The organism is Streptomyces sp. NPDC047072 (assembly GCF_040643855.1).
Taxonomy (GTDB): Bacteria; Actinomycetota; Actinomycetes; order Streptomycetales; family Streptomycetaceae; genus Streptomyces.
Window position 1 is genome coordinate 12,855 of record NZ_JBEYVC010000128.1, and the last position, 16,925, is coordinate 29,779.

Here is a 16,925-nt window from a genome sequence, read left to right on the forward strand (position 1 = left end):
AGCCTTTCTCGATGTGGTTTCCGGATGCAGGGGGAGGGGTCACGCGAACTTCGGCTCGACGTGTGCCACGACCACATGGGGCCGCCCCACATGTGGCGCTGTGAACGCCTCGTACAACGCCTCGTGGTCCCGCCCGTCGACCGCCACCGTCGACCACCCCGCCGCCTCGAAGCGCGCGGCGATCCCGCCCGGACGGGCATGGCTCGCGGAGGAGTTGTCGACGACGACGGTGTGCAGCCGCTCCAGACCGGCCGGCCCGGCGAAGGCGATCGCTTCATGGTTGCTGCCTTCGTCCAGTTCGGCGTCCCCGATCAGCACCCACACGCGCGGATCTGTCAGCCCCTGGGCGCGCAGCCCGAGCGCCGTGCCGACGCCGATCGGCAGCCCGTGCCCCAGCGAGCCGCTGCCGATCTCGGCGCCCGGCACGAGCACGCGGTCGGGGTGGTGGCCGAGTGGGGAGTCGTAGGAGCCGAAGCCCGGCAGCCACTCCACCGGCACGAAGCCCTTAGCGGCGAGCACCGCGTAGTACGCCATCGGCCCGTGCCCCTTGGACAACAGGAACCGGTCCCGCGCGGGGTCCTCCAGCCGCTCCGGACCCACCCCGCAGGACCCGGTCGTACAGCACCCAGAGCACGTCGAGCGTGGACGTCGCCGCCGGTCCGTGCTTCTCGTCGCCCGTCATCAGGCCCATCAGGCGGGGCAGGTCGTCGTAGCCGTACGTCTGTCCGCGTTCCTCGGTGATCGTCATGCGCACGATCGTGCAACCTCGACCAAACTTGAGGTCAAGGGCACGCGAACTAAGGGGTGCGCGACCACCGACCCGAGTGCGGTATTGTTTCCATGCACGTTCGACCCGGGGAAACCCCAGGTCAGGCGGCATCGGGACGTGGCGCAGCTTGGTAGCGCACTTGACTGGGGGTCAAGGGGTCGCAGGTTCAAATCCTGTCGTCCCGACTGGAGACAGTCGCAGTTCAGGGCCGGTTTCGGAGGCATCCGAGACCGGCCTTCGAGCGTTCCGGAGCCGGTTCATTCGACCGCCGCGCCCCCGGACAGGCGGACCTCCTCGCCGTCGAGGGCGGCCTGGAGGCGGCGCAGGACGGTGTCGTCGATCCGCCGCTCGTCGCGGAGCCGGACGACGGTGGCGCGCTTGTGGGCGATGAGGGCCAGACGCAGCGCGAGGTAGTCCCGGTGCTGGAGCACCGCCGGATCGTCGCGGACACCGGCGCTCCTGGCCCGGACCGACGCGAGATGGGCCTCGTACTCCTGGCGCAGCCACTCGACGATCCTCGGTTCGGACCGCAGGCCGGCGGCGAGTTCCGGCATCGCCTCGACGGCCTCCTCGATGGCGGTGGTCTCGGCGAGGTCGTGTTCGGCGTCGACCGAGGTGTCGGGCGGCAGCTTCGCCCAGCGCACCGCCACCGGCAGCAGGAGCCCCTGCACCACCAGCGTCACGAGGATGACGCCGGAGGTGACGAACACGATGAAGCCGCGGTCGGGGAACGGCACGCCTGAGTCGAGGGTCTGCGGCACCGAGAGCACCATCGCGAGCGAGACCGCACCCCGGAACCCGGCCAGTCCGCTGACCACGCGGGTGCGGTGGCCGACCCGCAGCGTGCGCTGCCGGGGACTGCGGTCGAGGCCGCGGACCAGGTAGGTGGAGGCGTATACGACGCCGGTGAGCACGTCTTCGTCCGCGGCCACTACCACGCCGTGTCCCGGTCCGGCGCGGAGTCGGACGCCCGCTTCATCCACCTGTGGACGGTGGCCGGTGGCAGGCTCACCCAGCTGGTCCAGGCAGCCGACAGCCACGTCGTCCAGCTGGCCGCGAACGGCTGACCCTCCCAGGGGGAATCCGGGTACGAGATCGCTGCGGCCACGTGGGGCGGGGTCCCGCCGACCGATGACGCGCTCAGCGCCGCCGGCTGGGGACCGATGGAGGACCTCTCCGACGACCCCGCGGCCGGTCGTCTGCTCGGTGACTGGCCGGCCTCCGGCAAGATCGTCTCCCTGGTCTGCGACGGCCCGGCCGCGCTGCTCTCGACGGTGGACGCCGATCGGGCGAAGTGGTTGCTTGAGGACCGGCTCGTCGCGGACTACCGCAAGGGCGACGAGGACTTCGCGCCGCACAGCGAGGTCTACCGCACTGTCCTCACCGGCCAGAGCCCCGCCTCGGCCATCCCCCCTGGCCCAGGAAGTCGTCAAGACCCTCGGCCGACCCGTCCCCCACGCCGAGGGCACTTGCATGGCCGGCTCCGTCATCGGCGGCGAGTTCGTCCAGCCGCACGGCACGTGGACCCGCGTCCGCTGAATCCGCCACCGCAGCCCCCGAGTGCTGCCAGGGACAGTTCTCTCCCCCTGACAACCCGGGCCCCCGGTGCCAGGGTGAGGGCATGAACAGCGATCCTCACCGCCACGATCTGGGGGAGTTCCTCAAGGCGCGCCGCGCCGAGATCAACCCGGCCGCCGTCGGTCTGCCTGACGGCGGGCTGCGTCGCGTGGCGGGTCTGCGCCGTGAGGAGGTCGCCGTCCTGGCGGCCATCAGCACCGACTACTACGCCCGCCTCGAACAGGGCCGTATCCAGCCGTCCCCTTCCGTGCTGCAGGCACTGGCCCGCGTACTGCGCCTGGACGAGGACCAGCGCGCCTACCTGTACGAGCTCGCGGCCAGGGACGACTTCCGCCCGCCCCGCCGGCCGTCGCGCCCCAAGGCACAGACGCAGTTGCAGCGGATGATCGACGACATGGCGCACACGCCCGCCTTCGTGATCGGGCCGCGTACCGAGATCGTCGCCTGGAACGCCATGGGCGCCGCCCTGATCACCGACTTCGGGAAGATCCCCGAGAGGCAGCGGTACTACATCAGGCTGCTCATGACCAATCCCGCGATGCGCGAGCTGTACGCGGACTGGGAGGGTGTCACCCGGCTGGCCATCGCACAGATGCGGATGCACAACACCAACAACCCCGGGGACCCGCAGCTCGCCGCGCTGGTGGGTGAACTGTCGGTGCGGGACGAGCAGTTCCGCCAGTGGTGGGGTGCCCACGACGTCGCCGTCCGGGACACCGGTACCAAGCATCTGCGGCACCCGGTCGTCGGGGACCTGCATCTCGACTGGAACGCCGTCACCTGGGCCGCCGACCCCGACCTCCAGATCATCGTGTGGACCGCCGAGGCGGGCACCCCCACCCACGACAGCCTGCTCCTGCTGGCCTCCTGGGCGGCGGACCCCGCCGCTCGACCAGCGACAGCTCCGCCTGACCGTCACCCCTCCGGAGGATGACGTGAGCCCGACCCGCCGCGTCGTCCTCGCGCGCGCCCTCCCGACCGCGTTGCTCCTCACCGTGACCGCCTGTGCCGATGGGCGCCCGTCTCCCCACCGTCGCCGTCCCCGCGCACGCCGACGGCCACCGCGCGGTCCGACGACAAGAACCCCGCCATGACCCTCCGCCTCACCATCGACGGCCGTCAGTAGGGCAACCTGGCCCTCTTCCACCGGGGCAGCGGATCCAGCGATGCCGGCCTGATCGTCCTCGGACGCGTGCACACCGATGCGGAACGCCCTTCGCGTCGGCCTCCCTTCAGGCGTCCAGTACGAGGTTCTCCCGAGGTCGGGAGCAGCACAGCAGGATCTTGTCCTGGGCGATCTCGCGCGGGCGGATGCCTCCGTTGTGCCGCATGTCGACCGATCCGGACAGCAGGGTGGTCTTGCAGGTGCCGCACATCCCCTGGGCGCAGGAGGCGGGCAGGGTGAGGCCGGCCCGGGAGGCGGCGGCGAGGAGCGTGGTGTCCGCGTCGCAGGTGAGGGTGCGGCGGCTGCGGGTGAACTCGATGGTGAAGGCGTCGCCTTGGGGAGCGTGTGTGGCAGGCGCCGCGTCGAACGTGAAGCTCTCCTCGTGGTAGCGGTCCATGTCCGCCCCCGCCATCGTGAGCATGTCGCGTACGGCGGCCATATAGCCGCCGGGACCACAGGTGAAGACCTCCCGCTCCCGGAAGTCGGGGGCGATCCGCCGGAGCAGGTCGAGGGTGAGTCGGCCACGGGGTCCGTCCCAGAGGCCGGAGGCGCCGTCCTTCTCGCATACATGTGCCACGCTGATCGTGGGCGCGGTGGCCGCGACGAGGTCGAGTTCCCGGCGGAAGAGGATGTCCTCGGGGGTGCGGGCACTGTGGACGAACACCACGTCGGCCGGGTGCGCCAGGTCGTACAGCGTCCTCGTCATGGACATCAGCGGAGTCGCGCCGCTGCCGCCGGACAGGAAGAGGTACTTGGGTGCGGGGTGTCGTACGAAGGAGAAGTTCCCGAGGGGACCTCGCGCCCGTACGGTCCGCCCCGGCCGCAGATGGTCGTGCAGCCAGTTGGAGACCGGCCCCACCCGCTTCACCGTGATCGTGAGCGCGTGGGGACGGGTCGGCGGGGACGAGATCGTGTAGCAGCGCTCGACGGGACGGCCGTCGATGTCCACGCCGAGGGTGAGGAACTGCCCCGGGTCGTGGTGGAAGAGACGGGGTTGAAGCGGCTGGAGGACGAACGTGCTGACGTCGGGGGTCAGGGCGTGGACCTGGCGGCACACCAGCAGTCCGTCGGTGTCCTCGTCGGTCCAGGAGCGGGTTCCGGCCCAGGCCGGGAGCGTCTCGGTCATCGTGCCAGGTGCGCCTTCAGCCGGTTCACGTACCAGGTGACGAACGCCTCCACCTGGTACTCGGTCGGGTTGTACGGCCCGGGCACATAGGCCGGGCTGGAGATGCCCCGGTGGGCGCGGGCCACGAGGAGCGCGTCCTGGTCGTTGGTGGCCGTCCACACCCGGGTCAGGGTGTCGAGGTCGTAGTCGACGCCCTCGACGGCGTCGGGATGGACCAGCCAGGTGGTGCGGACCAGGGTGCGGTCCGGGCCGAGCGGGATCACGGAGAAGGTGATCGCGTGGTCGGAGAGGAAGTGGAACCACGAGTTGGGCTGCATGTGCAGCGAGAGGCGGCCCAGCCGGGCGGTGGGGAAGTCGGCCAGCAGGCGTGCGCAGGCGGTCGTGCCGTCCTCGGTGAAAGACTCGCCCGCGCCGTCCAGAGGTTCGCGCTGGATGCGGAAGCCGGTGGCGCGGGTGTCGAGTTCCTCGATCGCCTGGTACGGCAGCCCGAGTGACTCGTACGTCGTGCGGGACTCGGCCTCGGCGCGCAGGAACCGCTCGTACGCCGGACGCAGCACCGGCGGCACGTCCTGCTCGGTGTAGCCGTACACCGGGAAGAGGGAGCACTGGAGTTCGGGGTGGCCGCCGCAGTGGTAGCACTCCCGGTTGTTCTCCATGGTGAGCTTCCAGTTGCCGTTCTCCACCAGGTCGATCTGCGCGGCCACCTTCGCCCGGCGCAGCTCGTGCGGGGCGAGGTACGGCTCGATGCGGGCGGCCACGTCGTCGAAGTCGCCGGGCGGTTTTTCGGCGAGGCAGAGGAAGACCAGGCCCGCGACCGTGCGGGCGTGCACGCCGCGCAGGCCGAAGCAGGTCGGGTCGAAGCCGGGCGGCAGCGACTCGGCGTGCAGGAGGCGGCCGTCCACGCCGTACGTCCAACGGTGGTAGCCGCAGACGATGTTGCCCACCGAGCCGCGGTCGTCGTCGAGGATGCGGGCACCGCGGTGGCGGCAGACGTTGTGGAAGGCGCGGACCTCCTCGTCGTCGTCCCGGACGACGATCACCGAGTACGGGCCGAGGTTCACGGTCACGTAGTCGCCGGGTTCGGGGAGTTCGGCCTCGGCGGCGACGAACAGCCAACTCCGGGCGAAGACCGCCTCGATGTCCAGGTCGAAGAAGTCCCGGCCGGTGTAGAAGGGGGCTTCCAGGCTCAGGCCGACGGGGCGGCGGGCCACCAGGTCGGCGGGGCCGGTGGCGGGGGCGGCGAATGTGGTCAACTTCGTTCCTCCAGAAGAGACTCAGACGAGGGGCTCAGACCGGCAGGCACAGCCGCAGGGCGTCGTACACGGCGGCATGGATGTTGCGGCTGGTGACCGCGTCGCCGATGCGGAACAGCCGGTAGCGGCCGGCGGGGTTGCGGACCACGGTCTGCTCGCGGTGGTCGAGCAGGGCGCCGTGGTCCACCTCGCCCAAGTTGCTGGAACCGGGCAGGAGTTCGCGGTACAGGTCGTCCGCCGGCAGGGTTCCGTGTTCCACGACCACGTGGTCGACGGTCAGTTCGGTGGCGGCCCCGGTGTAGTCGCTGTGCAGGGTCGCGGCCAGGCGTCCGTCGGGGGTGCGGCGCACCGCGCGCAGCCGTCGGGCGAGGGTGGTGGTGACGTCGTGTTCCGCGAACACCCTTAGGTAGGCGGGGGAGTTCATGCTGCCGACGTCGGGGGCGAGGATGCGTTCCGGTGTCACGAAGTGCAGGTGGGCGCCGGACGGTGCGAGGATCTCCACGGCGTCCAGCGCGGGGTAGCCGCCGTGGTCGTCGTAGATGAGGATCTCGCCGCGTGGGCGCAGCGATCCGGTCAGGACGTCCCATGTGTCCGAGACCAACTCCTCGCCCTCGTCGAGGAAGGAGCGGTCGGGCAGGCCGCCGGTGGCGAGGACGACGAGGTCGGGGTGTTCGGCGAGGACGTCGGCGGACTCGGCGTACCGGCCGAGGCGCAGGTCGACGCCATGGTGCTTGCACTCGGCGACCCGCCAGTCGACGATGCCGAGCAGATCGCGGCGACGGGGGTTGGCGGCGGCGAGCCGGATCTGGCCGCCGGGGAGGTCACCGGCCTCGAACAGCACGACGTCGTGGCCGCGTTCGCCCAGGACCCGGGCGGCCTCCAGACCGGCCGGACCCGCGCCGACGACAACCACCTTCCTGCGTGGGCCGGTTGTGGGCGGGACGGTGTGCGGCACCGTCAACTCACGTCCTGTCGCCGGGTTGTGGACGCACTTGGTGTCGCCGGAGTCGTAGATCGCGTCCAGGCAGTAACTCGCGCCCACACAAGGGCGGATGCGGTCCTCCCGGCCGGCCTCGACCTTGGCGACCAGATGTGGGTCCGCGATCTGGGCGCGGGTCATGCCGACCAGGTCGAGCAGCCCCTCGCGCAGGGCGTGCCGAGCGGTGGCGGGGTCGGCGATGCGGGCCGCGTGCATCACCGGCACCCGCAGTCGGCGCCGGACTTCGCCGGTGAACTCCAGGAACGGGCCCAGCGGGGCGCCGATCGGCGGGATCGTACGGACCAGGGAGGCGTCGCTCTCGATGGAGCCGCGGATGGTGCTGACGAAGTCGATGCCGTCGTCGGTGAAGTGTTCGGCGGCCACGAGGGCGTCGTCGAAGGTCAGGCCGCCCGGCCGCATCTCGTCCAGCATCAGGCGGATGCCGACCACGAAGTCCGGGCCGACCGCCTCCCGTACGGCCCGGATCACCCGGCGCGGGAAGGCCGTGCGGTTCTCCAGGGTGCCGCCGAGGGCGTCGTCGCGCCGGTTGGTCGTAGGGGAGAGGAAGCTGTCCAGGAAGTGGCCGTACGCCTCCAACTCGATGCCGTCCAGGCCGCCTTCGCGGCAGCGGAGAGCAGCCGAGACGTAGTCGGCGGTGATCCGGTCGAGGTCCCAGGGCTCGGCGGCCTTGGGGAACGCGCGGTGCGCGGGCTCGCGCAACGGGGACGCGGAGAGCACGGGCAGCCAGTCGCCGGTGTAGTTGCTGGTGCGGCGGCCGAGATGGGTGACCTGGCACATCACCGCCGCCCCGGCCTCGTGCACCTCGTCGGCCAGGCGGCGCAGCCACGGCACGATGTCGTCCCGGTACAGCAGCAGGTTGCCGAAGGCGGGCGGGCTGTCCGGCGAGACCACGGCGGAGCCGCCGATCATGGTCAGGCCGACACCGCCGCGCGCCTTCTCGACGTGGTAGGCGCGGTAGCGGTCCTTGGGCAGACCGTCCTCGCCGAAGGCCGGTTCGTGGGAGGTGCTGACCACCCGGTTGCGCAGGGTCAGGTGTTTGAGGCGGAAGGGCTGGAGCAGGGGATCGAGGCTCTGGGCGGGCATGACCGCTCCTCGGGAGGTGGAGTGCCGACGGCCGCGGCAGGCAGCGGTGGACTGCACGGCAGCAACGGCTGTATCGCATTGCGAAACAGATGCGCGATGCGAGACAAATGGTGGAGTTGTCGAGGCGCGGCCGTCAAGAGCGGATGCCGTCAGCCGTAGAGCAGGTGCCGTCAGTCGTGCTGGTGGTGCCCCCGGCGCCAGGAGATCCGCGCGCCCGCCTCCCGCACCCGCTCCGCGAGCGCCGGCACGGTGTCCTCGTTGACGCGGAACGTCGGTCCGGAGACGGTGACGGCGGCCACGATCTGGCCGTCCGACGAGCGCACCGGCGCGGCGATCGCGGCCAGCCCGATCTCGTGCTCCTCAGACGTGGTGGCGTACCCGCGCTCCCGGATCGCCCCGAACTGCTCCTTCAGGCGCGCCGGTTCGGTGATCGTGTGCGGGGTGTACGCCACCAGCCCGCGCCCCAGCACCTCGTCGGTCCGCGACTCCGGCAGGTGTGCGAGGAAGAGCTTGCCCGCCGCGGTCGCGTGCAGGGGGCTGCGCTTGCCGACCCAGTCGATGCTGGCGATGGTCGCCCCGCCGATCTCCTGGTCGATGGTGATCACTTCGATCCCGTCGTGGATCGCGAGGTTCACCGTCTCGCCCACGGCGGCGGCCAGCTCCCGGCAGACCGGCCGGCCCAGCAGCGACAGATCGCTCTGCCGCCCGGCGCCCGCGGCCAGCTCGACCATACCGAAGCCCAGGCGGTAACGCCCACGCTCGGCGTCCTGCTCGACGAGACCGCGCGACTCCAGCGTGGCGAGGAGCCGGAAGACCGTCGCCTTGTGCAGGCCCAGCGACTCGGCGATCTCGGTCACACCGGACGGGCCGCGCCGCGACAGCGACTGGAGGATCGACACCGCCCGGTCCACGGACTGCACCGAGGTGTCCCGCGGCCTCCCGTTGCTGGTCATGGCGCAAGGATAGCCAGCCGTACGACGGCCCCCCGAGCCCCCCGCCCCGGGTTACGCCGTCGTTTCCGCCGTTAATTTCCGCGCCCGAGGCTTGGCGGGAAACCGCCGTATGGCTATCGTTCACGCACTCCACTCAATCGTTCCGCTGAACGAATAGCGGGAAGGACGGTCGGCCCATGCCCGACACCCACCGCCCACCACGGCGGTCGTTCCTCACCGCCGGTGCCGTCGGCGCGGCCTCGCTCGGTGCTTCCTGGCTGCTGTCCGGATGCACGGGCGCGTCGTCCACCGTGCTGCCCTCGGAGGCACGGAAGGGCACGCCCGACCGCGGTGGCACCCTCCGCATCGCCCGGCCGCCCGCCTCCGACGCCGAGACGCTCGATCCGGCCAGCTCCCTGTCGGCGTACGAATACCTGGGCGCCCTCTACAACCGGCTGGTCCGCGTCGGCGACGACGGCGACCTCGCCCCCGACCTCGCCGAGTCCTGGGAGACCGACGCCAAGGCCCGCACCTGGACCTTCCGCCTCCGCAAGGGCGTCGCCTTCCACGACGGCCGCGCCTTCACCTCCGCCGACGCCGCCTACACCCTGCGCCACATCCTCGACCCGACGACCGCCTCCCCGCAGGCCGCCGTCCTCGCTCCGCTCGTCGACCCGAAGACCCTGCGCACCCCGGACGCCCACACCCTGGTCGTCCCGCTGAAGTCCCCGAACGCCGAGTTCCCGAGCCTGCTCACCCACTACAACTGCTACGTCATCCCCGACGGCAGCGCGAAGTCCATCGGCCGCACCGGTATCGGCACCGGCCCCTTCAAGCTGGAGTCCTTCGCGCCCGCGGGCCCGGGCCGCATCACCGCCTATGTCGACCACTGGGCCGGGCGACCCGTCCTCGACGCGATCTCGTTCTACTCCGTCGCCGACATGTCGGCCCGCGCCAACGCCCTGCTCGCCGGCCAGGTCCACCTGCTCTCGCAGACCAACCTCGACTTCGCCACGGCCCGCGTGGTCGCCGCCTCCGACCGCGCGACCATCGCCCGCGTGAAGAACGCCCAGTGGTACGTCCTCCCGATGCTCACCACCGACAAGCCCTTCACCGACGTACGGGTGCGGCAGGCGATGAAGCTCGCCTACGACCCCGAGCACGTGGTCAAGGTCGCCCTCCAGGGCGCGGGCACCGCGGGCTGGGACAACCCGGTCCCGCCGGACGACCCGCTGCACATCGCCGCGCACCCCGCGCACGACCCCGAGAAGGCCCGGGCGCTGCTGAAGCAGGCCGGTCAGGAGGGGCTGGCGGTCGACCTCTACACCTCCGCCTACGACCCGCTGCTCACCCCCATGGCCCTCGCCTACCAGGAGTCCGCCAAGCGGGCCGGCATCCGCATCCGGGTCAAGACGGCGGCCGCGGACTCGTACTACACGCAGATCTGGATGAAGAAACCGCTCATGGCGACCTACTGGTACACGGGCCGGCCCGTCGACCAGCTCTTCACCCAGATCTTCCGCAGCGGCTCCTCCTACAACGAAACGGCCTGGTCCGACAAGGAGTTCGACGCCGTCCTGGACCGTGCCCGCGCCGAGACCGACGCCACGCGGCGCGCCGAACTGTACGGCGAGGCACAGACCTTGGTGATCGAGAGAGGCGGGGCGATGACCCCCATGTTCGCCGACCGGCTCGTCGGGCTCTCCCGGAAGGTGCGCGGATACGCCGAGCACGGCTTCGAGTTCGACTACCTTGGCATCGGCCTGAAGGGAGCCTGAGCATGCTCGCGTTCGTCGCCCGCCGTATCGCGGCCGCCCTCGGCACCCTGGTGCTCTCCTCCGTCCTGGTCTTCCTCGCCCTCCAGGCCCTGCCCGGTGACGTGGCCACCCAGATCCTCGGCAAGGACGCCACCCCCGACGCCGTCGCCGCGCTCCGCAAACAGCTGGGGCTCGACGAGCCCGCCTGGCAGCGGTACTTCGACTGGATCAAGGGCGCCCTGCACGGCGACTTCGGCACATCTCTGGTCTCCGGCAAGGCCGTTGGCGGCGAGGTGGCGCAGTACCTCGCCAACTCCGCGCTCATCGCCGGCGTCACGATCCTCTTCGCGGTGACCGGATCCCTGGTCCTCGGCATCCTCGCCGGGCTGTACCGCGACCGCTGGGCCGACCACCTGATCTCCACCGTCAGCCTCGTCGGCATGAGCGTCCCCGAGTTCGTGGTCGCCACCGTGCTGGTGCTGTGCTTCTCGGTCGCGCTGCCCTGGTTTCCGGCGGTCGTCCTCTACGGCCCGGAGGCGAGCGTCGGCCAACTCCTGCCCGCCGTATGGCTGCCCGCCCTCGCCCTGGCCGTCGTCATGGCCGCCTACATCGTCCGCATGGCCCGCACCTCGGTCATCGACGTGATGGCCAGCGAGTACGTCACCACCGCCCGCCTCAAGGGCCTGTCCACCTGGCGCGTCGTCACCCGACACGCCCTGCCCGGCGCCCTGTTGCCCACCCTGCACGTCATCGCCCTGAACGTGGCCTGGCTCGTCGGCGGGGTCGCCGTCGTCGAGAACGTCTTCAACTACCCCGGCATCGGCAAGCTGTTGCTCACCTCGGTGCAGAACCGCGACCTGCCCGTGGTCCAGGCCGTCGCCCTGATCAGCGCCGTCGTCTACGTCGTCTGCAACCTCGCCGCCGATCTCGGCGCGATGGCCCTCAACCCCAAGCTCCGTACGCGCGGGAGGACTTCATGACCACCCTCGACCTGGCTTTGGGGGTGCGCACGGTCCGGGTCTGGCGCACCCTGCGCTCCTCGCGCACCGCGCTCGTCGGCCTCGCCGTCGTCGCCGTCCACGTACTGCTCGCCCTGCTCGCCCCCCTCCTCACCTCCTACGACCCCATCGTCAACGACCCCGCGCACGCACTGCTCGGACCGAGCTTCGAGCACTGGGCGGGCACCGACCAGTACGGCCGGGACGTCCTCGCCCGGGTGCTCTACGGCGGGCGGTACGCGCTCGGTGTCTCCCTCGTCGCCACGGTCCTCACCATCGCCCTCGGCACGGTGATCGGATGTGCGGCGGCCCTGCGCGGCGGCTGGTTCGACGACGTCCTCGGCCGGGTGCTCGACGCGGTGCTCTCGGTGCCGGCGATCCTTGCGCTGCTGGTCGTGGTGACCGCGCTGGGCACCGGTTCCGGCGTCATCGTCTGTGCCGTCGCCGTGGTGTTCGTGCCCCAGGTCGTACGGGTGGTGCGGGGCGCGGCGCTCGCCGTCGTGCCCGCCGACTACGTGACCGCGGCCCGCGCCCGGGGTGAGGGGACCTGGGCGATCCTGTGGCGGGAGGTGCTGCCCAACATCGTCGACGTGGTGTGCGTGGAGTTCGCGATGCGGGCCTCCTGGGTCGTGCTGCTGATCTCCTCGCTGTCCTTCCTCGGCTTCGGCGCCGACCCGCCGACCCCCGACTGGGGGCTCATGGTCGCCGAGAACCGCACCGCCATCACCGTCGTCCCGATGGCGAGCCTCGCGCCGATCATCGCCCTGGCCACGCTCGTGGTCGGGCTCAACCTCGCGGCCGACGGCCTGTCCAAGGCGTGGGGCGTGGACCGGATCAGGGAGGGTTCCTGGTGATCCCGATCGTGTCTGTCAACTCCCTTTCCGTCTCCTACCGTTCGGGCGGCCGGGACATTCAGGTCGTGCACGAGGTGTCCCTGGACGTCGCCGAGGGCCGCACCCACGCCCTCGTCGGCGAGTCCGGCAGCGGGAAGTCGACCGTCGCCGCGACCCTCCTCGGGCATCTCCGGCACGGCTCCCGGATCACCGGGGGCTCGGTCCGGGTGGCCGGCGACGACGTGTTCGCCCTGTCCGCACGGGAGTTGCGGCGGCTGCGCGGCGGGACGGTCGCGATGGTCGCGCAGAACGCCGGGCATGCCCTCACCCCCTCCATGCGGATCGGCCGGCAGATCGCGGAGGCGGGCGGCGACATCCCCGTCGTGGACCTCCTGGAACAGGTCCGGCTGCCCCGCCCCGCCGAGACGGCCCGCCGCTACCCGCACGAACTCTCCGGCGGCCAGCAGCAGCGCGTCGCCATCGCCATGGCCCTCGCGGCCCGCCCGAAGGTCCTGGTCCTCGACGAGCCGACGACCGGCCTCGACGTCGTCACCCAGCGCGGCATCCTCGACCTGATCGCGGCCCTGCGCGACGAACTCGGCCTGGCCGCCGTGCTGGTGAGCCACGACCTCGGGGTCGTCGCCCGCATGGCCGACGAGGTGAGCGTGCTGAGCGCGGGCCGGGTCGTGGAGTCGGCGCCCACCCGGGCGCTCTTCGCCGCGCCCGAACAGCCGTACACCAAGCGGCTGTTGGCGAGCGTGCCGAGGCTGACGGACGACGGGCTGGCCCTGGTGGGGGAGGACGGCGAGCGGGAGGTGCGGGCGAAGGCCGGGGTGGACGCGGACGCGACCGTCGCCGTCACCGCCCGGGACGTCACCGTCGACTACGGGTCGACCCGCGCCGTGCACGGCGTCTCCTTCGACGTCCGGCGCGGCGAGATCGTCGCCCTCGTGGGGGAGTCGGGCAGCGGGAAGTCCACGCTCGCCTGGTCCCTCGCCGGACTGCGCGCCCCCTCCGGCGGCACCATGACCCACGGAACCGGCGACCTGGCCAAGCCCGCCCGTCAACGCCCGGCCGCGCTACGGCGGTTGGTGCAGCTGGTGTTCCAGAACGCAGACACCTCGCTCAACCCCCGCCGCACGGTCGGCGACGCGATCCGCCGCCCCCTGCGCTTCTTCGGCACGGCCCCCGACCGGGCAGCGGCTCGGGTGCGGGCCCTCGAACTGGTCCAGGACGTACGCCTGGACCCGGCCCTCGCCGACCGGCTCCCCGCCCAGCTCTCCGGCGGTCAGCGTCAACGCATCGGCATCGCAAGGGCGTTGGCCGGTGAGCCGGACGTGCTGATCGCCGACGAGATCACCACGGCACTGGACGTCTCCGTACAGGCCGAGGTGCTGCGGCTGCTCGACGACCTGCGCCGGGAACGGGAGTTGGCGTGTCTGTTCATCAGCCACGACCTCGCCGTCGTCCGGGGCATCGCCGACCGCGTGCTCGTCCTGCGCCACGGCGTGGTGGTGGAGGAGGGCCCGACCGAGGCCGTCTTCGCCGACCCCGCCCACCCCTACACCCGTGAGCTGATGGCGGCGGCCCTGGAACCCGACCCCGACGCGCCCGCGCTCGTCGGGGACGTGCCCGACTGGACCGACGCGGCACAGCCGGACGACGTCTGGACCGACCACGGCGACGGCCACCGTGTCCGCCGCTGGAGCCCGGTCAACGCCCGTGAGACAGAAGGAGTTTCGTGAAGTACCGCGAGCGGTTCGAACGCCAGGTCGTGCGCGAGGACGTCTGGATCCCCACCCGGGACGGCAGAACCCGCCTGCACGCACGTATCTGGCGTCCGGCCGACGCGGAGCACGACCCCGTGCCCGCCCTGCTCGAATACCTCCCGTACCGCAAGAGCGACTGGACCGCCCCGCGCGACGCCCAACGCCACCCCTGGTACGCGGGCCACGGCTACGCCTCCGTCCGCGTCGACATCCGCGGCCACGGCGACAGCGAGGGCACACCGGGCGACGAGTACGACGCCCAGGAGCTGGCGGACGGCGTCGACGTCGTCAACTGGCTCGCCGCGCAACCCTGGTGCACCGGCAAGGTCGGTATGTTCGGCATCTCCTGGGGCGGCTTCAACTCCCTCCAGATCGCCGCCCTCGCCCCCGCACCCCTCAAGGCGGTCGTCACCGTCTGCTCCACCGACGACCGCTACGACAACGACGTCCACTACACCGGCGGCGCCGTACTCGGCATCGACATGCTCGCCTGGGCCGGCACCATGCTCGCCTTCGCCGCCCGCCCACCGGACCCGGCGAACGTCGGCGCCGACCGCTGGCTGCCGATGTGGCGCGAACGCCTCGACGCCCTCGAACCCTTCCTGCACACCTGGCTCGCCCACCAGCAGCGCGACGACTACTGGCGGCACGGCAGCGTCTGCGAGGACTACGGCGCGATCGACGCGGCCGTTCTCGCGGTCGGCGGCTGGCACGACCCGTACCGGGACACGGTGTTGAGGCTGGTGGAGCACCTGCCCCAGGCCCGGGTCCGGGGGCTGATCGGCCCCTGGTCCCACCAGTACCCGGACCGCGGCCTGCCGCCCGGCCCGGCGATCGGCTTCCTCCAGGAGACCCTGCGCTGGTGGGACCAGCACCTCAAGGGCGCCGACACCGGAGTCATGCGCGAGCCACTGCTGCGGGCCTGGATCAACGACCCGGTCCCGCCCTCGACGTCGTACGACGAAATGCCGGGCCGTTGGGTCGGCGACACCACCTGGCCGTCGCTCCAAGTCACCTGGCAGGAGCGCCCGTTGGGCCCGAGCGGCGCACCCGCCGTCCTGGTCCGCTCGCCGCAGCACACGGGCGTCGACGCCGGCCGCTTCTTCCCCTTCGGCAACGCGAGCGACCTGCCCCCCGACCAGCGGGAGGAGGACGGCCGTTCGGTCTGCCTCGACTCGCCGCCGCTGACCGAGCGCGTCGAGATCCTGGGCCGCCCTCGCGTACGACTCCGCCTGGACAGCGCCACCCCGCGCGCCCATGTGATCGCCCGCCTGTGCGACGTGGCCCCCGACGGCTCGTCCACGCTCGTCACCCGGGGCGTGCTCAACCTGCTCGCCCGACACGGGCGGGACCGGGCCGTCGAGTGGAGCCCGGGGACGTACGAGGACGTGGAGTTCGAGCTGAACTCCATCGGGTACGCCGTCCCGCCCGGCCACCGGATCCGGCTCGCCGTGTCCGACGCCTACTGGCCGTGGGTGTGGCCGCACGGCGAACGCGGCGCGCTGACTCTGCTGCCCGCCGAAAGCACCCTGGACCTGCCGGTCAGGGAGGCTGGCGAAGAGCCGCCGATCCGCTTCGACGAGCCCGAACAGGCGCCGCCGCTCCCGGTGTTGTACGACATCCCGGCCGAGCCGCGCCCCGAGCGGCTGGTCACCCGTGACGTGGCCACGGGGGAGTGGACCCTGGAGGTCGACCCCCGCTACGGCGGCTCCCGCACCTACCCGGACGGACTCCGTTACGAGGAGAACGCACGCGAGACGTACCGTGTCCGCAGCGACGACCCGCTGTCGGCCTCGGCGGTCTCCGCATGGACGATCGGGCTCCACCGCGAGGGCGAATGGGACGCGGAGATCGTCGCACGGACCGAACTGCGGGCCACCGCCACGGAGTTCGTCATGGACAGTCACCTCGAAGCACGGGCGAACGGAGAGACAGTGGCCCAGCGCGCATGGCACCGCACCACCCCGAGGACGTCGGGATGAAGGCCGAGCGGAGCCCGCGCCGTGCCGTCGCCGCCGCCGACCGCACCCGGCAGCCCACCGAGGTGCGCCGCCGGCTCATCGTCGAGGCCGCCGTGCCGCTGATCGCCGAGCGGGGCTACGCCTCGGTCGGTGTGCGGGACGTGGCGGCCGCGGCCGGGGTGTCCGTCGGCACGGTCACCTACCACTTCGGGAGCGTCCAGGAGATCCTCTCCGAGGCGATGGTCCTCCAGATCGAGCGGTACTACGCGACCCTCAGCGAGGCCGCCGACCGGGCCACCAGCGGGGCCGAGGGGCTGCGGCTGCTCGTCGACGCGCTGTTCACCGAGGACACCGACCGTCACTGGCGCATGTGGTTCGAGTACTGGAACGCGGGCGAGCACCACCCCGACCCGGCGTTCGCCCGCGGCCAGGACCTGCGGTACGCGAGCTGGCACCAGCAGATCCGCACGCTAGCCGAACGAGGCGTCACGGACGGCGAGTTCGCCTGCGACGACCTCGACGGCTTCACGGTCCGCTTCGCCGCCCTCGCCGACGGCCTGGCCCTGCAACGACTGCGCCAGGCACCGCCGTTGACGACCGAGGACGCCCGCCGCCATCTGAACCGCGACATGGCCCAACCCGGCCCCGCCGCAGCCGAGTTCGCCAGGGTCCATGCCCTCATCGACCCGGCGCACGTTCGT

At 71.7% G+C, this 16,925-nt stretch carries 13 protein-coding genes, 1 tRNA gene and 1 pseudogene; 9 read left to right on the forward strand and 6 right to left on the reverse strand.

The genetic code is table 11. The features are described from left to right. Positions 1-39: 39 nt before the first annotated feature. Positions 40-748: pseudogene (locus tag ABZ896_RS37400) on the reverse strand (transketolase). Between the two features lie 132 nt (positions 749-880). Between ABZ896_RS37400 and ABZ896_RS37405 the strand changes: the two are divergent. Next, positions 881-954 (forward strand) — tRNA-Pro (locus ABZ896_RS37405). A gap of 72 nt (positions 955-1,026) precedes the next feature. On the opposite strand, the gene ABZ896_RS37410 is transcribed toward ABZ896_RS37405, so the two are convergent. Further along, positions 1,027-1,701 carry a cation:proton antiporter gene (locus tag ABZ896_RS37410; protein WP_360939155.1) on the reverse strand — a complete coding sequence of 225 codons (675 nt, stop codon included), beginning with the start codon at positions 1,699-1,701 and terminating at the stop codon, positions 1,027-1,029. 9 nt (positions 1,702-1,710) lie between these two features. On the opposite strand from ABZ896_RS37410, the gene ABZ896_RS37415 reads away from it, so the two are divergent. Both ABZ896_RS37415 and ABZ896_RS37420 read left to right on the forward strand, forming a co-directional pair. Continuing rightward, the gene (locus tag ABZ896_RS37415) at positions 1,711-1,836 is read left to right on the forward strand and encodes a hypothetical protein (RefSeq protein WP_360939157.1); all 126 of its coding nucleotides are present in this window, start codon (positions 1,711-1,713) and stop codon (positions 1,834-1,836) included. Between the two features lie 554 nt (positions 1,837-2,390). Further along, complete coding sequence (locus tag ABZ896_RS37420) at positions 2,391-3,281, forward strand: helix-turn-helix transcriptional regulator (protein WP_360939159.1); 891 nt, start codon at positions 2,391-2,393, stop codon at positions 3,279-3,281. 298 nt (positions 3,282-3,579) lie between these two features. Here the strand turns inward: ABZ896_RS37420 and ABZ896_RS37425 are convergent, their stop codons facing one another. The 4 genes from ABZ896_RS37425 to ABZ896_RS37440 form a co-directional block, all read right to left on the reverse strand. Beyond that, positions 3,580-4,638 carry a hybrid-cluster NAD(P)-dependent oxidoreductase gene (locus tag ABZ896_RS37425; protein WP_360939161.1) on the reverse strand — a complete coding sequence of 353 codons (1,059 nt, stop codon included), beginning with the start codon at positions 4,636-4,638 and terminating at the stop codon, positions 3,580-3,582. Further along, entirely contained in the window at positions 4,635-5,891 is a 1,257-nt protein-coding gene (locus tag ABZ896_RS37430; protein ID WP_360939163.1) for an aromatic ring-hydroxylating dioxygenase subunit alpha, read from the reverse strand. The genes ABZ896_RS37425 and ABZ896_RS37430 overlap by 4 nt, the downstream gene beginning before the upstream one ends. 34 nt (positions 5,892-5,925) lie before the next feature. Continuing rightward, positions 5,926-7,974, reverse strand: coding sequence for an NADH:flavin oxidoreductase (locus tag ABZ896_RS37435; protein WP_360939165.1), 2,049 nt, complete (start codon positions 7,972-7,974; stop codon positions 5,926-5,928). Positions 7,975-8,144: 170 nt separating this feature from the next. Further along, positions 8,145-8,927: an IclR family transcriptional regulator gene (locus ABZ896_RS37440; protein ID WP_360939167.1), complete on the reverse strand. Its 783-nt coding sequence runs from the start codon at positions 8,925-8,927 to the stop codon at positions 8,145-8,147. A 176-nt stretch (positions 8,928-9,103) separates the two neighbouring features. Between ABZ896_RS37440 and ABZ896_RS37445 the strand changes: the two genes are divergently transcribed. From ABZ896_RS37445 to ABZ896_RS37470, 6 genes are all read left to right on the forward strand, one after another. Then, on the forward strand, positions 9,104-10,684 hold the full coding sequence (locus tag ABZ896_RS37445) for an ABC transporter substrate-binding protein (RefSeq protein ID WP_360939169.1): 1,581 nt from the start codon (positions 9,104-9,106) through the stop codon (positions 10,682-10,684). Between the two features lie 2 nt (positions 10,685-10,686). Continuing rightward, a complete protein-coding gene (locus ABZ896_RS37450; protein ID WP_360939171.1) occupies positions 10,687-11,643 on the forward strand; it encodes an ABC transporter permease in 957 nt (318 codons plus the stop codon). After that, entirely contained in the window at positions 11,640-12,515 is an 876-nt protein-coding gene (locus tag ABZ896_RS37455; RefSeq protein WP_360939173.1) for an ABC transporter permease, read from the forward strand. Before ABZ896_RS37450 ends, ABZ896_RS37455 begins: the two co-directional genes overlap by 4 nt. Beyond that, positions 12,512-14,239 carry an ABC transporter ATP-binding protein gene (locus ABZ896_RS37460; protein ID WP_360939175.1) on the forward strand — a complete coding sequence of 576 codons (1,728 nt, stop codon included), beginning with the start codon at positions 12,512-12,514 and terminating at the stop codon, positions 14,237-14,239. The genes ABZ896_RS37455 and ABZ896_RS37460 overlap by 4 nt, the downstream gene beginning before the upstream one ends. Further along, entirely contained in the window at positions 14,236-16,245 is a 2,010-nt protein-coding gene (locus ABZ896_RS37465) for a CocE/NonD family hydrolase (protein ID WP_360939177.1), read from the forward strand. The genes ABZ896_RS37460 and ABZ896_RS37465 overlap by 4 nt, the downstream gene beginning before the upstream one ends. Beyond that, positions 16,242-16,925: TetR/AcrR family transcriptional regulator (locus tag ABZ896_RS37470; RefSeq protein WP_360939179.1), on the forward strand; the 684-nt coding region annotated here is incomplete at its 3' end. The genes ABZ896_RS37465 and ABZ896_RS37470, both read left to right, overlap by 4 nt.

Excerpts from the sequence above, each read along its gene's own strand:
- ABZ896_RS37420 (WP_360939159.1), top strand. The coding sequence starts at position 2,391 with ATGAACAGCGATCCTCACCGCCACGATCTGGGGGAGTTCCTCAAGGCG.
- ABZ896_RS37425 (WP_360939161.1), bottom strand. The coding sequence starts at position 4,638 with ATGACCGAGACGCTCCCGGCCTGGGCCGGAACCCGCTCCTGGACCGAC.
- ABZ896_RS37435 (WP_360939165.1), bottom strand. The coding sequence starts at position 7,974 with ATGCCCGCCCAGAGCCTCGATCCCCTGCTCCAGCCCTTCCGCCTCAAA.
- ABZ896_RS37440 (WP_360939167.1), bottom strand. The coding sequence starts at position 8,927 with ATGACCAGCAACGGGAGGCCGCGGGACACCTCGGTGCAGTCCGTGGAC.
- ABZ896_RS37445 (WP_360939169.1), top strand. The coding sequence starts at position 9,104 with ATGCCCGACACCCACCGCCCACCACGGCGGTCGTTCCTCACCGCCGGT.
- ABZ896_RS37450 (WP_360939171.1), top strand. The coding sequence starts at position 10,687 with ATGCTCGCGTTCGTCGCCCGCCGTATCGCGGCCGCCCTCGGCACCCTG.
- ABZ896_RS37455 (WP_360939173.1), top strand. The coding sequence starts at position 11,640 with ATGACCACCCTCGACCTGGCTTTGGGGGTGCGCACGGTCCGGGTCTGG.